Here is a 15,610-nt window from a genome sequence, read left to right as displayed (position 1 = left end):
GCAAGCCTTTTCCGGAACTATGAGTTCCGTATACTCGCCGGCATGCCGGAACGAAAGCAGCCCCTGGGCCGCCCCCGGGACGACCGGGTGGACAAGGCCATCGCCACCGCCGCGCGCGAGCTGATCGCCGAGCACGGCTACGCGCAGCTGACGGTCGACACGGTCGCGACCAGGGCAGGCGTGGGCAAGGCCGCCATCTACCGGCGGTATGCCACCAAGCAGGAGATGATCTTCGCGGTGGCGCTGCACGACCTGGAGCTCGACACGCCTCCCGACGCGGGCTCACTCCGCGCCGACCTCGCCACTCTGACCCACCTCATGGTGGACCAGCTGGCCGCGCCGCCGCCCGGCGTGGTGCCCGGCCTGCTGGCCGACGTGCACGCGGATCCGGCTCTGGCGGCCAAGTTCGCCGCCACGTTCGTCGCCGCCGAACGTCGCTGCCTGGTCGAGATCCTCGACCGGGCGGTCGGGCGAGGCGAGCTGGCGCGGCGGCCCGAACCGGCGGTGGTGCACGCGCTGCTGCTCGGGCCGGTGTTCGCCTGGCTGTTCCTGCTGCTCGAAGACCGATCCGACCTGCCCGCCTTCGCCACGACCGTCGCCGACGCCACGGCATCGGCGCTCACTCGCGAGGAGGCCGGCTCTCGCGAGGAGGCCAGTTGAGGACAGGCGCGTTACCGGCTCACGCGCTGGGTGGCCGGTTGAGGGGTGGGGCTTTTCTGGCGGAGCCGCGGTAGAGGTCGGCGTCATAGCGTTGTTCGCCCTCGTCGAGCTTGGCGTTGGCGGCCGCCACCAGGTCGACGCCGAGCACGTCCGCCAGCCGTACCAGATAGAGCGTCACGTCGGCGAGCTCCGAGCGGACCCGGGCGAGCGCCTCGGGGTCGAGGTCGGCCGACTCGTCGGGGGTGAGCCATTGGAACTCCGCCAGCAACTCCCCCGCCTCCCCCGCCAGTGCCATGGCGAGGTTCTTCGGCGTGTGGAACTGCTCCCAGTCTCGCGCACGCGCGAACTCCCGCTGCCGTTCGGCGAGTGGCTCCAACTCGTTCATCACGCCTGACGACCTTAGCGGGCCGCGCGGCGCCCGCCGTCACCTGCCGAGGGGGCCATGGAGGTCGTGGTCACCTGTTGAGGAGGTCGTGGATCGCCTGGAAGACGGCATCGGGCCGGCGGAAGATGATGGAGGCGTGGCCGACATCGTCGACCAGGCGGTTCTCCCCGCGCGAAACCGAGGCGGCCAGCGCGTCATACAGTCGCCGCTTGCCGTCGATCTCCTCGCGCAGCAGCGATTCGGGAGTGCCCTGGGACACCGCTTCCTTGAAGGCGTCGATACCCGTGGCGGTGAGCACGATCAGCGGCACGTCGGGCAGCCGCCCCGCCCCGCGTACCTCGTCGTGGAGCTGGTAGCGGTTCGCCGCCTCCTGGGCGCCGATCCCTATCCATTCCGGGCTGACATGGCGTTCGACGAGCAGCTCGCGGGTGGCCGCCGGCCAGTCGGCCAGCACCTGCGTGAACAGGCCGCGGTAGAACTGAATGACCTCATCGGGCAGCTCGTCGGGAACCGCCTGATCGGGGTCCCATTCGGCCCAGGTCTCGACCAGCTTCGGGGGCATGTACGCGTCGTAGTCCTCGTGTTCGGGTTCGACCAGGACCAGGCCCGACACCTCGCCGGGGAAGCGCTGCGCGTAGTGGCGGGCGTACAGGCCGCCGAGGGAATGGCCGACCAGCAGGTACGGCGCGGGCACCCCGGCGACCCGCAGCAGCTCGCGCAGCTCGTCGGTGACCTCGGTGGAGGTGCGCGGCAGCTCGGCCCGGTCGCTCCACCCCGTTCCGGCACGGTCGTAGAGCACGCTCGTGGTGAGCTCGGCGGCCCACTCCTGGACGTTCAGGAAGTCCATGCCGGACGATCCGGCTCCAGGCAGGAATACCACCGCCGGACTCCCGTCGCCCGATCGATGCAGCGGCAACCGCCGCCCTCCCACCTCGTAGAACCGCCCCAATGGAAGCGTCGGTTGATCCTTCATCGCTGAACCCCTCCTGGCAATGAGTTGCTTTCCCAAGTTTGGGAACAGTACCAGATATGGGATCGTAGCCAGATGGACACGCTTGACTTGCTCCTGCACCCGGTTCGGCTGCGCATCGTGCACGCCATGTCCGGCGGACTGACCCGCACCACGTCCGACCTGTGCGCTCGCCTGCCCGACGTCCCCAAGACCACGGTGTACCGGCACGTGGGCCTGCTGGCCGAGGCGGGAGTGCTGGAGGTGGAGGGCGAGCAGCGGGTGCACGGCGCCGTCGAACGCCACTACCGGCTACGCCGAACGCGAGCGGTGATCGATCAGGACGCGGCCGCGTCGATGTCCTTGGAAGACCACCGGCACGGCTTCGCCGCGGCCATGGCGGCCCTGCTCGCGGAGTTCAACGCCTATCTCGACCGAGAGAACGCCGACCCGACGGCGGACTCGGTGTCCTACCGCCAGTTCCCGCTCTGGCTCAACCAGGACGAACGCACCGAGATGATCAGCGACATGGTCGGCGTCATCATGCCCCGGCTGCGGAACCAACCCGCACCGGACCGCAGCCACCACCTGCTGAGCACGATCTTCTTTCCGACCGAGGATCCACAGCCGGAAAGTCACCAACCTCAAGGTGAGTAGGACGGGGCTCAGAGCCAGCCGGCGTCGCGGGAGATGCGGATGGCGTCGATGCGGTTGCGGGCGCCGACCTTGTTGATCGCGTTCGACAGGTAGTTGCGTACGGTGGCCTGCGACAGCGAGAGATCGGTGGCGATCTGGGCGACGCGGATGCCGGTGGCGGCGGCGCGCAGGACCTCGGTCTCGCGAGGGGTGAGCGGAGTGCTGCCGGTTTCCAGGGCGGCGGCGACGAGTTCGGGGTCGATGACGCGTTCGCCGCGGGCTATGCGGCGGATGCCGTCGGTGAGGGCGTGGGCGGGGGCGTCCTTGACGATGAAGCCCCTGACGTGGACCTTCAGAGCGCGCAGGAGGTTGCCGGGCTGGCTGAGGCCGGTGAGTACTAGGGTGCGGCAGGCGGGGAGCCGGGCGGACAGTTGTTCGGCGGCGGACAGGCCGTCCAGGCCGGGCATGTCGATGTCGAGGACCGCCACGTCGGGGTGGACGCGGAGGGCGGTGGCGAGGACCTCGTCGCCGCGTTCGATCTCGGCGACGACCTCCATGTCGTCCTCCAGGGACAGCAGGGCGACCAGGGCTGAGCGGATCATGTGCATGTCCTCGGCGATCAGCACGCGGATCACGCGACCTCCTCGGGGACTTCTACCGACAGCCGGAACAGGCCGTCGTGGGCGGTGGTGAGCCACGTGCCGGAGGCGGCGCGGGTCCGCTCGGCCAATCCGGAGAGCCCGGTGCCGGACGGGGCGAGGGGGGATGGGGTGCGGGTCAGGTCGGCTGCCCCGGAAGGAGGCTGGGCGCCGTCGTTGACGATCTCCAGTCGTACCGTGCCCTGGTGGTGGGTGAGGGTGATGGCACAGGTGCGGGCGTCACTGTGACGTAGCAGGTTGGTGGTGCCTTCGCGGATCGCCCAGGCCAGGGCGTTCTGGGCGGGGCCGGACAGGGGCGGCAGGTCGGCCACGTCCAGGCGGGTGTCGACGCCGGCGGCGCCGAGCAGGGCCGCGGCGCCGTCGATCTCGGTGCGCAGCGATACGGAGTGCTCGTCGCGGGTGATCGCGCGTACATCCCGCAGCGCGTCCCTGGCAACGCCGGTCAGGCTCTCGACCTCGGCGCGGGCGGCGGCGGTGTCCTTCGCGAGCAGGCGGAGGGCCAGGTCGCCTTTGAGAGAGATGGCCGACAGGCTCTGGCCGAGCAGGTCGTGCAGGTCGCGGGAGACGCGGACGCGTTCCTCGCCGACGGCGGTGGCGGCCAGCTCGGTGCGGGTGGCCTCCAGCTCGTTCAGCAGCCGGACCAGGCGGGCGCCGCCGACCAGCGTGCCGGCGTACAGGATGAGGCTGAACAGGGCATACGCGCCCAGGAGAAGTGCCTGGGGGATGGTGTGGGCGTCGTCGCGCAGCATGGCGATCACCTCCTTCGCCGGGTTGTGCAGGAGCTGCGCGATCACCGCGAACAGCATCAGACGGCCGCGCAGCAGCATCACGATCGAGGCGAGGGCGAAGGTGGTGAAGGCCTGCCAGTTCGAGCCGAACCACCACAGGGGGACGTTGGCGAGGATGGCGAGCGCCGCCAGGGTCCAGGGCCAGCCCGCCGGGCGTTCGCCTCTGGAGGTGGCCAGGCTGTGTCGCAGGCTCAGGCAGAGGGCCAGGGCGCAGGCGACGGTGGCGCCGACCGGGTTGCCGGGTGGGCCGTCCATGCCGAGGGTCGTGTAGACGGGGACCTGTACGGCCAGCAGGACGTGCAGGGCGATCAGCGGCCAGAGGGGGTGGCGCACGACCCACCGCGGCACGGTCGGCGGGGTCATGGGCGGGCCTCGGACGTGTGGATGTGGGGACGCACGTCGATGGTTTCGATGGTGTCGTCGGCGCGCACCTCCAGGCGTACTCCGTCGGTCAGGACGGTTGCCGTGATCGTGCAGGTGCTCACGCCGTCGGTGCGCAGCAGGCCGGTGACCGTCGCGCGCAGGGCCGCCCGGGGCCGCGGTGCGATCGTGTCGGGGATGCCCGTGCGGGGCAGCTGCAGGCGGGTCTCGATACCGGCCGCGGCGAGCAGGGTGGCGGCCGTGTCGAGTTCGGCTCGGAGGGACGGCCGGCGGTAGCCGCGTACCCGCTGCCTGGCCTCGGCGAGCGTACGCCGGGAGTCGTCGGCGAGCCCGGCCAGCTTCGCCTCCAGCTCAGCCCGCTTGTCGAGCGGGGTCGTCAGCAGGTCTGCGGCATGTGCGCCGCGGGCCGCGAGGGACTCCAGGGCGGTGCCGAGCGTACGGCGGAGGTCGTCGTCGATGCGGCGCCGCTCCTGTGCGACCGCCCGCTGGGCGAGCACCTCCCTGGCCGACCGCAGGCGGACGAGGGCGGCGGAGAGCCAGACGAGCAGGAGTACGGCCCCGCTGCCGCAGAGCTCCGAGAGAGTGAGCCACGGCGCGGCGTTCCATGGCAGGCCCAGCAGCAGGGCGGCGGGCGCCCCCGCGATCACCAGCGACAGGTACGCGACGAATGACCACGGGCCGGGAAGGACCAGGACGGCCGACACGGCGAGGCTCGCGTAGGTGCGCGGCCACATGTTCCCGGCCAGTGGAGTGACGGCGAGGATGATGACGGCCATCACCGCGAATGACCAGTGGCCGGCCGGGGGCCGGATGGCGCGTGCCGCGTACCAGACGTGGCGCAGGTGCAGAGGCAGGTACACCGCGGTCGCCGCGAGGCTCCACAATCCGGTGCGGGCGTCGTTGCCCAGATAGCTGAACGACAGCGCGACCTGCAGCACGGGCAGCAGGCCGCTGCAGGTGACCGCGCCGACCGGAGCCAGCCGGACGACGCGGTCGGATCGCCAGAACTCCACCAGCCGAACCACCCCCCGTCCACGTGTCCCGGCTGACCAGGGTAGGTGGCTCGGCCGGGTGGCGGCCACCAGCGGCGGCCTGGCCGGGGAGAGGAGGAGGGTCATGGCTTGGCCACGCCTACGCGCCTGCCTCGTCGGCGTCGATCACACGGCCGAGGTTGTCGAGCTCGTTGGCGCGGCCGGCGGCCAGCCGCTGGGTCCACTCCTCGTCGTGCATCGCGTCCGCCGTCATCGTGACGCGGACGCCGCCCTCGACAGTCTCGAGCTCGACCACGGTGAGGAAGTCGTACGGGTCCACGCCGGGGATGAAGTCGGCGAGCGAGGTGTAGGAGAGCCTGCCCGGCTCCGACACCTCGACGAACTTCTTGCGGGATTCGGTGCTCAGCGGCATCCCGTGGCTCTCCATGAACGCGATCTGCTCCGGCGCCGTGGCGGTCATCGTATAGCTGAGGTCGCCGCCGGGCCGCAGGTCGAGCTTGCCGACCTCGACGGTGAAGCCGTCCGGCGACCACCAGGAGGCGATGCCCTCGGGGGTGGTCCACAGCCGCCAGACGTGCTCGGGGGTGGTCGGGTAGGTGCGCGTGATACGCACGCTCTCGTTGGCCAATGTCATGGTCTGCTCCCTGGCAAGTGGGTGATGAACCCAACCCTGCACCCCCGTCGGCCAGGACAAACAGATGCAGATGTCACTTAGCGCCCCGTGTATTTTGCGTTGACGCGCAAGGACTGAAAGACAAGTTCAGAGGTCGGCGTCGTGGACGAGGATGGCGGCCTGGACGCGGTTGGTCAGGCCGAGTTTGGCCAGTACCCGGCTCACGTGCGCCTTGACCGTCGCCTCCGACAGGCGCAGGTCGCGGCCGATCTCGGCGTTCGACAGGCCGCGGGCGAGGGCTCTGATCACGTCCTCCTCGCGGCCGGTGAGCGCGGCGAGCTGCCTGCGGGCCGAGTCCGACCGCGAGGGCGCACGGTCCACGAACGCGTCGATCAGCCGCCTGGTGACCGACGGGGAGAGCATGGCCTGGCCGGCGGCCACCGTACGGACGGCGGCGGTCAGGTCTCTCGGGGGCGTGTCCTTGAGCAGGAAGCCGACCGCGCCGAGCCGCAGCGCCTCGTGGACGTACTCGTCCAGGTCGAACGTGGTCAGCATGACGATCTTGGGCGGGTCCGGGGCGGCCAGCACGCGGGCGGCGGCGGTCAGGCCGTCGGTGCCGGGCATCCGTACGTCCATGAGCACCACGTGCGGCCTGAGCCGGGCCGCCGCCCCGACGGCCTCCTCGCCGTCCCTGGCCTCGCCCACCACCACGATGTCGTCGGCCGTCTCCAGGATCATCCGCAACCCGGACCTGACCAGGGCCTCGTCGTCCACGACCAGCACCCGGATCATGCCGCGGCCCGCACGGGGATGTCGGCGGTGACGCGGTAGCCGCCCTCTTGTCTGGGGCCCGCCGCCAGCGATCCCCCGAGGAGCTCGACACGCTCACGCAACCCCGCCAGCCCCCACCCCGCCCCGGGCAGCGCCTGCCTCGCACCCGACTCATCCGGTAGTGACCGCTCCGCGCCCGGCCCGTCGGCGGTGCCTCGGTTCAGGATCTCCACCTGGAGTGTGTCGTTCAGGAAGCGCACGTGTACGTCGGTGTGGGCGTCGCGGGCGTGTTTGTGCACGTTGGTGAGTGCCTCCTGAACCACCCGGTAGGCGGTCCGCTCCACCGTCGAGCCGAGTGCGCGCGGCCGGCCATGGTCGTGCCTGCGCACCGAGATGCCCAGTGCGCGCGACTGGTCGAGGAGCCGGTCGAGGTCGGCCAGCGTGGGCTGCGGGCTGAGCTCGGCGGGCTGCTGGTTCGAGCGCAGTACGCCGAGCAGCTCGCGCAGGTTGGCGAGCGCCTCCCGGCCGATGTCGCCGATCATGGACGCCGTACGGGCCGTGGGCTCGTCGGCGGCCCGCACCTCCAGGGCCCCCGCGTGCAGCACCATCAGCGAGACCCGGTGCGCGACCACGTCGTGCATCTCCCTGGCGATGCGCGCCCGTTCCTGGGCCCTGGCCTGCTCGGCCCGCATCACCTGCTCGCGTTCGAGCCGGTCGGCCCGCTCTCTGGCGGCGGCCAGCACGTCGCGCCGGGCCCGGGTCCAGAGCCCGAACACGAACGGCAGTCCCACCAGGGCCATGGCCATCAGCGCCACGTTGGCGGGGGTCGCCGTGACCATCTCCCGGCGTCCGCCGATCAGGTCGCCGACGACGACGGCCGCGCCGAGCGCCGCGGCGGTGCCGCCCAGGTAGCTCGCGATGCCGCGAGCCCCGCGCAGGGTCGTACCGGCGTAGTAGGAGGCGACCATCAGCGGCGGCCACATCACCAGCCACACGTAGAAGACGGCACCGAGCACGGCGAGCGGCCACCAAGACCGCCGCGCCCACCAGGCCGCCACGCCCGCGGCGGCCGCCGTCGTGACGAACACCGGCGACGTCAGGCCGTCGGTCTGATCGAACGGCACCGCGGACACCACGAACACGGCCGGCCCGAGCAACACCGGCAAGCCGCCCTCGATCCGTCTGCTCACCTGCATGTTCGCCAGCCTATGGCGCGACGCGGGGCCGCCGCCCGAGCCGATCGTCGATCGGGACCACTACGAAAGGAGGGGGTGCCGGTCGACTTCCCGGGCAAGCCGGGCCGGTGGGTACGGGCCCAGGCTGGGCCGCATGAAACGACACCTGATCGTGGCCCTGGGCGTGGCCCTGCTGGCGACGCCGACCGTACAGGCACAAGCACAGGCAGAAGCCGAGACCGCGGGCACCTCGTTGCCCGCGCCCACCGGGAAGTACCCCGTGGGGCTGGCCTCCCTGCATCTGGTCGACACCGATCGTCCCGATCCGTGGGTGCCGCAGGACGGGGCGCGGCAGCTCATGGTCTCCCTGTGGTACCCGGCCGCTAAGGCGGGCACGCGGGCGGCTCCCTACGTGACGCCGCAGGAGTCGGCGCTGATCGTCAAGCCTTATCCGAACGTCCCCGCCGACACGCTCGCCAAGACCCGGACGTACGCCACAGTCGACGCGAAGCCGCTCACCCGCAGCCTGCCGCTCGTGCTCGTGTCGCCGGGTTTCAGCTTTCCCCGCGCGACGATGACCTCGCTGGCGGAGGACCTGGCCAGCAAGGGGTACCTGGTCGCGGCCGTCGAGCACACCTATGAGTCGGTGGCCACCACGTTCCCCGACGGGCGGACCACGACCTGCGCCGCGTGCGCGGGTGAGAACACCGAGGAGAGAGGGGCGGCGATCGCGAAGAGCCGGGTGATCGACCTGTCGTTCGTGCTCGACCGGCTCACCGCGAAGACCGGCTGGGGACGGCTGGTCGACAGGTCGCGGATCGGCGTGGTCGGCTTCTCGGCGGGCGGCAACGCAGCCCCGCAGCTCATGGCCGCCGACAAGCGGGTGCGCGCCGGGGTGAACCTCGACGGGAGCTACAACCCGAAGCAGCCCACGGGTACGGTACGCGGGCCGCTCCTCATGATGGGCACCAAGGAGAACCACACGCCAGCCGGTGACGTGTCGTGGGTCAACTGGTGGCCGAAGGTGAACGGGTGGAAGCGCTGGCTGTCGGTCGCGGACACGGACCACGCCTCGTTCACCGACTACGCGGTGATCAGGCCGCAGGTGGGCCTGCCCGCACCGGCGCTGGACGGTGCGCGCGCCGTGTCGATCACCCGGGCGTACGTCGGCGCCTTCCTCGACCGGCACCTGCGCCGGCAGCGGGAGCCGCTGCTGGACAAGCCGTCGAAGGACTTCCCCGAAGTGACGTTCTGGCCTGAGACCGCCTCGCGGCGCTGAGGCTCACAGAATCCCGAGATCGTCGCCGAGGGCGGGGCCTCAGAGAGCCCCGAGGGCGTCGGTGAAGGCGTCGACGGTGGCGGCGATGTCCGCCTCCGTGTGTTCCGTGGACATGAACCACAGGCCACGCGGCACCATGTTGACTCCGCGTTCGAGCAGCGCCGCGTGCAGCCGGGCCATCATGGCCCGGTCGGTGGCGGCGAAGTCCCGGTAGTCGCGTACGGCACGGGCGTCGGTGAAGTACGTCTGGAAGACCGGCCCCGGCCCGGCCACGAGCATCGGCACCCCCTCCTTGTCCGCGGCCGCCCTGAGGCCCTCCATCAGCGCTTCGCCGCGTGCGAACAGGGTGCCGTAGACCTCCTCGCGCCGCTCGTCCAGGATGCGGAGCGTCGCCTCGGCCGCCGCGATGCCAACGGGTTGGGAGTTGAACGTGCCCGCGTGCGCGACCTTTCCGGCTGAGATGTGGTCCATGACGGCCGCCTTGCCGGCCAGCGCGGAGACCGGCATGCCTCCGGCCATGGCCTTGCCGAAGATCGAGAGGTCGGGGGTGATGCCGAGATACTCCTGGGCGCCGCCGGGGGCGAGCCGGAAGCCGGTGATGATCTCGTCGAAGATCAGCAGGGTGCCGTGGCGGTCGCAGAGCTCGCGTACCGCCCGCAGATAGCCGGGGTCGGGTTCGATGGCCCCGGTGTTGCAGAGCACCGGCTCGGTGATGACGGCGGCGATCTGGCCGGCGTGCTGGTCCATCAGGCGGGTGAGGGCGTCGAGGTCGTTCCACGGGCAGATGATCAGGTCGTCGGAGTGGCCGTGCTGCTGACCCGCCGTACCCGGCACGGCGACCGGCGCGGCGGCGGGACCCGCCAGGTCGACGGCGGGGTGCACGCTGTACAGGACGGGGTCCAGCCAACCGTGGTAGTGGCCCTCGAACTTGAGGATCTTGGACCTCTCGGTGTAACCACGGGCCAGCCTCAGGGCGGCGTGCACCGCCTCCGAGCCGACGGTGTTGAAGCGGACCCGCTCGGCCGAGGGCACCATGGCGCACACTCGCTCGGCCACCCGGACCTCGGCCGCGTGCTGGGCCGAGTAGACGATGCCACGAGTGACCTGCGCGGCGACCGCCTCCGCCACCGGGGCCGGGCAGTGGCCGAGCAGCGCGGGGCCCTGGCCGAGTACGTAGTCGAGATAGACGTTGCCGTCCACGTCCCAGATCCGCGCGCCGGCCGCTCGGTCGACGTAGAGGGGGACACCGGCCGTACGGCGGGCATCGCTGGAGACGCCGCCCGCGATGAAGCGCTGGGCGGTGGCGTACAGGTCGCGGCTGACGTCCAGATTCCGGGTCATGGGAATCATCAAACGGCGACATATCGCCCGGCGACAAGAAAGAGGGCAAGAAGAGGGTCGAGAGTGCAAATTTCGGTGCTTGTGGAGGTCGCGGGCGCTTGGTGGGCTTGCAGGCATGTTTCTCGGACGTATTCGACGGGCTCCATCCAGTCCGGTCGAGCTGGTGGCCCGGCGCGCCGGCGGCGAACTGCTCAGCCTCTCCGGCCTGGGCGACGACCCCGTGGTCCTGCTGGACTCTCTCGGGCTTGAGCAGCTCACCGAAGAAGTGGACCGGCGCTGGTCCTCGGGCCCGACACTCGACGAATCGGCGGTGCTCTTCGAGCCGCCGGTGGCCACCTGTACGAAGATCTGCTGTCTGGCCCTGAACTACCTCGCCCACGCGCAGGAGAGCGGCATGGAGGTGCCGCCGGAGCCGGTGCTGTTCTTCAAGCCGCCGTCCGCGCTCACCGGACACAACCAGCCGGTGGTCGCCCCGGCGCGTACCCGTCACCTGGAACACGAGGTGGAGCTGGCGGTCGTCATCGGCAAGGTGACCCGGGACCTACCGGCGGAGCGCTGGCAGGAGGCGGTCGCCGGCTACACCGTGATCAACGACATGACGGCCCGCGATCTGCAGCTGGCCAATATCTCCCGGAACGTGCCATGGGACCAGTCGAAGGGGTTCGACACCTTCGCGCCGGTGGGTCCGTACCTGGCCACGGTGGACGAGGTGCCCGATCCGCACAAACTGGAGCTGACACTGGAGGTGGGAGGCGAGATCAGGCAGCGGGCCAACACCGGGCAGATGGTATTCGGCCTGCCCCGGCTGATCGCCGACCTGTCCGACGGCATGACGCTGCTGCCGGGCGACCTGATCGCGACCGGCACCATAGCCGGCATCGCCCCGCTCAAGGACGGTGACACCATGCGGGCGACGGTGGCCGGAGTCGGCACTCTCGTGAATACGGTCCAATTTCGGTCCGCCTAAAGTAGAGCCATGACCTATGCCGTGGCCGCGCTCGTGGATCTCGATGACTTCATGGCTGCCGAGCAGGCCCGAGGGCGGCCGTGGGCACGCCGCCAACTCGGGCATGCCGACCAGGTGGTACGGGCCGCCGCGAACGGGCGCCCGGGAGCGATGTGCCGTCCGCAACCTCCGGAGGAGTGGCTGGTCCTGCTGACCGGCGACGATCCGGACGCGCTGATGTCCGACGCGGCCGAACTGGCCGAGGAGGTACGCGCCCGGATGGTCCGCGAGACGGTGTGGACCGCCACGGTCAGCCTGGGCGCGCCGAGCCTGGCCTCCGGAGCGGCGGAACAGGACGCCAGGCGGGTCAACGACTACAAGCTCGTCCTGGGCGGCGACCGGGTGATCCCCCCTCCCCCGCACGGTACGGCCGCCCTGACGCCTCCGGTCCGGATCGAGCAGGAACTCGCCAGGACGGTACGGGCCGGCGATCGCAACGGCGCGGCCGGGTTATTGGCCAGGTGGGTGGACAGATGCGCGAGCGAGCGTGACGTCGACCCGCGAACGCTGCGCAACTGGCTCATCGGCGAGCTGCTCTTCGTGGCGGACGTGGCCAACCGGGCCAGACTGGCCGACGGGTCGACGGACTGGGTGGAGGCCTGCGCCCGGCTGCCGATCGAGGACATCCTCATGGTCGGCGACATCCACGAACGCTCGTACCTGCACATCTGGCTGCGGGAGACCCTGGGCCGGCTGATGCCGCCGCCGTCCCGCCGGGATGTGCTGGCGCTGGCCGAGGCGTACATGGCCGAGCACTACACCGACCCCGCCCTGCGCCTGGCGACGGTGGCCGGGGCGGTGAGCGCGAGCCCGTTCTACATCTCGCACCTGTTCGCCGGGGAGCGGCGGACGACGTTCCTGCGCCACCTGACCGGGCTACGGCTGCGGCACGCGCGCAGGCTGCTGTCCACCTCCGTCCTGCCCATCGACGTGATCGCCGCGCACACCGGCTATCCGAGTACGAAGGCGCTGCGCGCCGCGTTCCGGCGGCACATCGGCTGCTCTCCGACGGAGTATCGCCGGAACAGATTCCAGTCCGGACCGTGACCAGGGAGTGAGGCCCAAGATGGATGTGGCGATCGACGGCGGCCAGACGGGGCTGCGGCTGGGCCTGGCGGTGGCCGGACGGATCCGGGAGGTTCGGGAGGTCCCTGGCCTGTCTTACGCGGAAGGCTCACCGGTCGAGGCCGTCCTCGACCGGATCGGGGCGGGCTGGGGTGAGGTCGACACGATCTGCCTGGGGTTGACCACGATCCTGGACGATCCGGACAAGCTGGCCGCCCGCCTCCTCACGATGGCCCGGCGCGTGCTGATCACCACCGACGTGGTCACCTCGCACGCGGGCGCGTTCTCCGGCGGGCCGGGTGTGGTGCTGGCCGCGGGCACCGGCGCCATCGCCCTCGGTATGGGTCCGGGCGCGGGCGTGGGTGGCGAGATCCGGCAGGTGGATGGCTGGGGCTACCTCTACGGCGACGCGGGCAGCGGGTTCTGGATCGGTCGGCGCGGGCTCGACGCGGCCTACCGAGGGTTCGACGGCCGGTCCGCGTCGGGCCCGCTCACCGCGAGCGCCCGCGCCGTCTTCGGCGATCTCGCCGAGCTCCCCGCGAAGCTCTACCTGGCTCCGGACGCGGTGGCGCGGGTCGCGCGCTTCGCCGTACACGTCCTGGAGCTGACCGAAGACCCTACGGCCCGTGCCATCGTCGAGGAGGCGGGCCGCGAGCTGGCGAGCACGGTGGCCGCCGCCGCCCGCTGTTTCCCGGCAGGTGCCACGGTGCCCGTCGCGTGGACCGGCCGCCTGTTACGCGACCCCGTGCTGCGTGCCGGGTTCGAGGCCGAGCTGGCGCGGCGGCTGCCCCAGGCCCGCCTGTGGCCCCCCACGGGTGACAGTCTGGCGGGCGCCGCCCTGCTGGCCGCCGCCGATGACCCCGGCCGCTACAACACGATGATCAGGACGGTACGGCGATGAGAGTGGGATACGGCAGAGTCGAGTTCACCGTGCCGGACGGCACTCCGATGGGCGGCTACCTCGACCGCCCCGGGCCGTCCACCGGTCGGCTCGACCCGCTGGAGGTCAGCGCGGTCACCTGGTTCGATGGAGAGCGCCGCTTCGCGCTGGCCACCGCCGACGCCATCTGCGTCAACGAGGATCTGGCCCGGCGAGCCAGGCAGTTGGCGGGCTGCGAGCTGTGGCTCGCCGCCAGCCATACGCATGCTGGGCCCGAGACCGGCTGCGTGCCGGGCGGCGGGCCGACGCCGCAGCCGTGGCTCGACCGGATCGCCGAGGCGACCCAGGCCGCCGTACGCCAGGCGATCGACGGCGAGCGGCCGTGCGCGGGCACGGTGCACCACGGCGAGCTACGCGGCGTCGGCGCCGACCGGAGCAGGCCGTCGGCGGAGGCAGTGGTGCCGCTCGACCTGGTCGCCATCCGAGCAGATGGGCTCGCCGGAGTCCTGGTGGTGCTGCCCGTCCACCCCACCGTGCTGCCTGCGGCGAACCGTCTGACCAGCGCTGACCTGGTGGGGGCCGTACGCCGGAGCCTGCGGGAAACGCTCGGCGAGGACGTGTGGGTCGTGGTCGCCACCGGCGCGGCCGGCGACATCAGCACCCGGCACACCCGGCGGGGCCAGGACACGGCCGAGCTCGACCGGCTCGGCGCGGCCGTCGCGGATCGCTGCACCGAGCTGCTCGCCGGGCCGGCAGCCCAGGGCTGGTCGGCGGATTCGCGGATCTCCTCGGCCGAGCGGCGCCTGACGCTCCAGCCCGCCTCCGTGGCGGCCGACCCAGCGGCGCTCACCGCCGACTACGAGGCGGCGCTGGCCGCAGGCGACCCGGTCGCCACCCGCCTGGCCCGCAGCAGGCTGGAAGGCGTACGGGCACGCAGCGGGCCGGAGGGCGTGGCCGCGCCCAGCGCTCTTCCAGCCCCGATCGGTGTGACCGTGCACGCCGCTCGTCTCGGCGGGCTCGCCATGGTCGGGCTGCCCGGCGAGCCGTTCCTCGCCGTCGCCGAGAGCCTGCGCGCCCCAGATCACCGGGAGCCGGTGGTGGTCCTGGGCTACGTCAATGGCTATCCCGGCTACCTGCCCACGATCGACGCCTACCAGCGGACCGAGTATGAGGTGCTGGCCAGCCCGGTGGCCCCGGGCAGCGCCGAGTTGCTCGCCGAGACCGCACGACACCTCCTGGAGGAATCTTGATCGACCAGAACGCGTACGCCGAAACCGCACGAAACGCAGTAAACCGGGTGCTCGACGCGGAGCGGTCCGTGATCGAAGAGGCCGGTGGTCTGATCTTCGCGGCGCTGCGGGCGGGCGGAGTGCTGCAGGCCTTCGGCACTGGTCATTCGAGGTCGGTCGCGCTCGAGCTCGTGGGCCGGGCCGGTGGCCTGGTGGCGGCCAATCAGCTCGGCATCCGCGACGTCGCCTACTACGGTGACGCCTCGCCGCGGGACATCCTCGACCCGAAGATCGAGCGTGAGCCGGGTCTCGCGCTGCGCATCTGGGAGCTGGCCGACATCAGGCCGGAGGACGTCTTCGTGATCATCTCGAACTCCGGTGGCAACGCGTCCATCGTGGAGATGGCCCGCCTGGCCAGGACGCGTGGGCACCGCGTCATCGCCATCACCTCACGCGCCCACACCGCCGAGCTCTCCGTGGACGAGCGGCTGGCCGACCTGGCCGACGTGGTCATCGACAACGGCGCCCCGTACGGAGACGCGGCCCTGCCCCTGCCCGACGGCGGCGCCATCTGCCCGGTCTCGAACCTCACCGGCGTGCTGATCGCCCAGCTCCTGGTCGCCGAGGTGGCCGGCCGTTTCCTGGCTGCCGGGCAAGCCCCGCCCGTCTTCAGGTCCGCCAACACACCCGGCGGTGACGCGTACAACGACAGGCTGCTGGAGGGGTACGGCTCCCGCGTCCGCCTCGGCGACGCCTGAGCGACGACAGGCCCACACGTACAGCTGAGCGACAGGCCCGCGT

17 protein-coding genes are annotated in these 15,610 nt (G+C 71.4%); 8 read left to right on the top strand and 9 right to left on the bottom strand.

Annotated elements, in window-relative coordinates; translation table 11 throughout:
• Positions 1–42: 42 nt before the first annotated feature.
• Positions 43–660 (top strand): TetR/AcrR family transcriptional regulator, encoded by a 618-nt coding sequence (locus ACIBO2_RS04195; protein WP_358536744.1) that lies wholly within the window; start codon positions 43–45, stop codon positions 658–660.
• Positions 661–679: 19 nt separating this feature from the next.
• Here ACIBO2_RS04195 and ACIBO2_RS04190 read toward each other — a convergent pair whose 3' ends face one another.
• Positions 680–1,045, bottom strand: coding sequence for a nucleotide pyrophosphohydrolase (locus ACIBO2_RS04190; RefSeq protein WP_397295714.1), 366 nt, complete (start codon positions 1,043–1,045; stop codon positions 680–682).
• Between the two features lie 70 nt (positions 1,046–1,115).
• Entirely contained in the window at positions 1,116–2,018 is a 903-nt protein-coding gene (locus ACIBO2_RS04185) for an alpha/beta fold hydrolase (protein ID WP_397295282.1), read from the bottom strand.
• A 72-nt stretch (positions 2,019–2,090) separates the two neighbouring features.
• Between ACIBO2_RS04185 and ACIBO2_RS04180 the strand changes: the two genes are divergently transcribed.
• Positions 2,091–2,651: a helix-turn-helix domain-containing protein gene (locus ACIBO2_RS04180; protein WP_358536740.1), complete on the top strand. Its 561-nt coding sequence runs from the start codon at positions 2,091–2,093 to the stop codon at positions 2,649–2,651.
• An 8-nt stretch (positions 2,652–2,659) separates the two neighbouring features.
• On the opposite strand, the gene ACIBO2_RS04175 is transcribed toward ACIBO2_RS04180, so the two are convergent.
• The 6 genes from ACIBO2_RS04175 to ACIBO2_RS04150 form a co-directional block, all read right to left on the bottom strand.
• Positions 2,660–3,265: a response regulator transcription factor gene (locus tag ACIBO2_RS04175; protein WP_358536738.1), complete on the bottom strand. Its 606-nt coding sequence runs from the start codon at positions 3,263–3,265 to the stop codon at positions 2,660–2,662.
• Entirely contained in the window at positions 3,262–4,440 is a 1,179-nt protein-coding gene (locus ACIBO2_RS04170) for a sensor histidine kinase (RefSeq protein ID WP_397295279.1), read from the bottom strand. The genes ACIBO2_RS04175 and ACIBO2_RS04170 overlap by 4 nt, the downstream gene beginning before the upstream one ends.
• The gene (locus ACIBO2_RS04165) at positions 4,437–5,471 is read right to left on the bottom strand and encodes a hypothetical protein (protein WP_397295277.1); all 1,035 of its coding nucleotides are present in this window, start codon (positions 5,469–5,471) and stop codon (positions 4,437–4,439) included. Before ACIBO2_RS04165 ends, ACIBO2_RS04170 begins: the two co-directional genes overlap by 4 nt.
• A gap of 118 nt (positions 5,472–5,589) precedes the next feature.
• Positions 5,590–6,084: an SRPBCC domain-containing protein gene (locus ACIBO2_RS04160; protein ID WP_397295275.1), complete on the bottom strand. Its 495-nt coding sequence runs from the start codon at positions 6,082–6,084 to the stop codon at positions 5,590–5,592.
• A gap of 126 nt (positions 6,085–6,210) precedes the next feature.
• The gene (locus tag ACIBO2_RS04155) at positions 6,211–6,855 is read right to left on the bottom strand and encodes a response regulator transcription factor (protein WP_357942226.1); all 645 of its coding nucleotides are present in this window, start codon (positions 6,853–6,855) and stop codon (positions 6,211–6,213) included.
• Positions 6,852–8,030, bottom strand: coding sequence for a sensor histidine kinase (locus ACIBO2_RS04150; RefSeq protein ID WP_397295273.1), 1,179 nt, complete (start codon positions 8,028–8,030; stop codon positions 6,852–6,854). The genes ACIBO2_RS04155 and ACIBO2_RS04150 overlap by 4 nt, the downstream gene beginning before the upstream one ends.
• Positions 8,031–8,163: 133 nt before the next feature.
• Here ACIBO2_RS04150 and ACIBO2_RS04145 point away from each other — a divergent pair, with 133 nt between their 5' ends.
• A complete protein-coding gene (locus ACIBO2_RS04145) occupies positions 8,164–9,288 on the top strand; it encodes a dienelactone hydrolase family protein (protein ID WP_358536725.1) in 1,125 nt (374 codons plus the stop codon).
• 39 nt (positions 9,289–9,327) lie between these two features.
• Here ACIBO2_RS04145 and ACIBO2_RS04140 read toward each other — a convergent pair whose 3' ends face one another.
• Positions 9,328–10,629, bottom strand: a complete 1,302-nt coding sequence (locus ACIBO2_RS04140) for an aspartate aminotransferase family protein (protein WP_397295271.1) — start codon at positions 10,627–10,629, stop codon at positions 9,328–9,330.
• 163 nt (positions 10,630–10,792) lie between these two features.
• Here ACIBO2_RS04140 and ACIBO2_RS04135 point away from each other — a divergent pair, with 163 nt between their 5' ends.
• The 5 genes from ACIBO2_RS04135 to ACIBO2_RS04115 are packed head-to-tail and all read left to right on the top strand — an operon-like array spanning position 10,793 to position 15,567.
• Positions 10,793–11,596 carry a fumarylacetoacetate hydrolase family protein gene (locus tag ACIBO2_RS04135; RefSeq protein WP_358536721.1) on the top strand — a complete coding sequence of 268 codons (804 nt, stop codon included), beginning with the start codon at positions 10,793–10,795 and terminating at the stop codon, positions 11,594–11,596.
• A gap of 9 nt (positions 11,597–11,605) precedes the next feature.
• The gene (locus tag ACIBO2_RS04130) at positions 11,606–12,682 is read left to right on the top strand and encodes a helix-turn-helix domain-containing protein (RefSeq protein ID WP_397295269.1); all 1,077 of its coding nucleotides are present in this window, start codon (positions 11,606–11,608) and stop codon (positions 12,680–12,682) included.
• Between the two features lie 19 nt (positions 12,683–12,701).
• A complete protein-coding gene (locus ACIBO2_RS04125) occupies positions 12,702–13,601 on the top strand; it encodes a BadF/BadG/BcrA/BcrD ATPase family protein (RefSeq protein ID WP_358536714.1) in 900 nt (299 codons plus the stop codon).
• On the top strand, positions 13,598–14,830 hold the full coding sequence (locus ACIBO2_RS04120; RefSeq protein WP_358536712.1) for a hypothetical protein: 1,233 nt from the start codon (positions 13,598–13,600) through the stop codon (positions 14,828–14,830). The genes ACIBO2_RS04125 and ACIBO2_RS04120 overlap by 4 nt, the downstream gene beginning before the upstream one ends.
• On the top strand, positions 14,827–15,567 hold the full coding sequence (locus ACIBO2_RS04115; protein ID WP_397295266.1) for a sugar isomerase domain-containing protein: 741 nt from the start codon (positions 14,827–14,829) through the stop codon (positions 15,565–15,567). Before ACIBO2_RS04120 ends, ACIBO2_RS04115 begins: the two co-directional genes overlap by 4 nt.
• The last annotated feature ends 43 nt before the right edge of the window (positions 15,568–15,610 follow it).

Source organism: Nonomuraea sp. NPDC050022 (assembly GCF_044460705.1).
Taxonomy (GTDB): domain Bacteria; phylum Actinomycetota; class Actinomycetes; order Streptosporangiales; family Streptosporangiaceae; genus Nonomuraea.
Note: the sequence above shows the minus strand (reverse complement) of the source record. Positions and strands in the feature narration are given on the sequence as shown.

Bases quoted from the DNA above. Each gene is read 5' to 3' on its own strand.
- ACIBO2_RS04195 (WP_358536744.1), top strand. From the start codon at position 43: ATGCCGGAACGAAAGCAGCCCCTGGGCCGCCCCCGGGACGACCGGGTG.
- ACIBO2_RS04190 (WP_397295714.1), bottom strand. From the start codon at position 1,045: ATGAACGAGTTGGAGCCACTCGCCGAACGGCAGCGGGAGTTCGCGCGT.
- ACIBO2_RS04185 (WP_397295282.1), bottom strand. From the start codon at position 2,018: ATGAAGGATCAACCGACGCTTCCATTGGGGCGGTTCTACGAGGTGGGA.
- ACIBO2_RS04180 (WP_358536740.1), top strand. From the start codon at position 2,091: ATGGACACGCTTGACTTGCTCCTGCACCCGGTTCGGCTGCGCATCGTG.
- ACIBO2_RS04170 (WP_397295279.1), bottom strand. From the start codon at position 4,440: ATGACCCCGCCGACCGTGCCGCGGTGGGTCGTGCGCCACCCCCTCTGG.
- ACIBO2_RS04160 (WP_397295275.1), bottom strand. From the start codon at position 6,084: ATGACATTGGCCAACGAGAGCGTGCGTATCACGCGCACCTACCCGACC.
- ACIBO2_RS04155 (WP_357942226.1), bottom strand. From the start codon at position 6,855: ATGATCCGGGTGCTGGTCGTGGACGACGAGGCCCTGGTCAGGTCCGGG.
- ACIBO2_RS04150 (WP_397295273.1), bottom strand. From the start codon at position 8,030: ATGCAGGTGAGCAGACGGATCGAGGGCGGCTTGCCGGTGTTGCTCGGG.
- ACIBO2_RS04145 (WP_358536725.1), top strand. From the start codon at position 8,164: ATGAAACGACACCTGATCGTGGCCCTGGGCGTGGCCCTGCTGGCGACG.
- ACIBO2_RS04140 (WP_397295271.1), bottom strand. From the start codon at position 10,629: ATGACCCGGAATCTGGACGTCAGCCGCGACCTGTACGCCACCGCCCAG.
- ACIBO2_RS04130 (WP_397295269.1), top strand. From the start codon at position 11,606: ATGACCTATGCCGTGGCCGCGCTCGTGGATCTCGATGACTTCATGGCT.
- ACIBO2_RS04125 (WP_358536714.1), top strand. From the start codon at position 12,702: ATGGATGTGGCGATCGACGGCGGCCAGACGGGGCTGCGGCTGGGCCTG.
- ACIBO2_RS04120 (WP_358536712.1), top strand. From the start codon at position 13,598: ATGAGAGTGGGATACGGCAGAGTCGAGTTCACCGTGCCGGACGGCACT.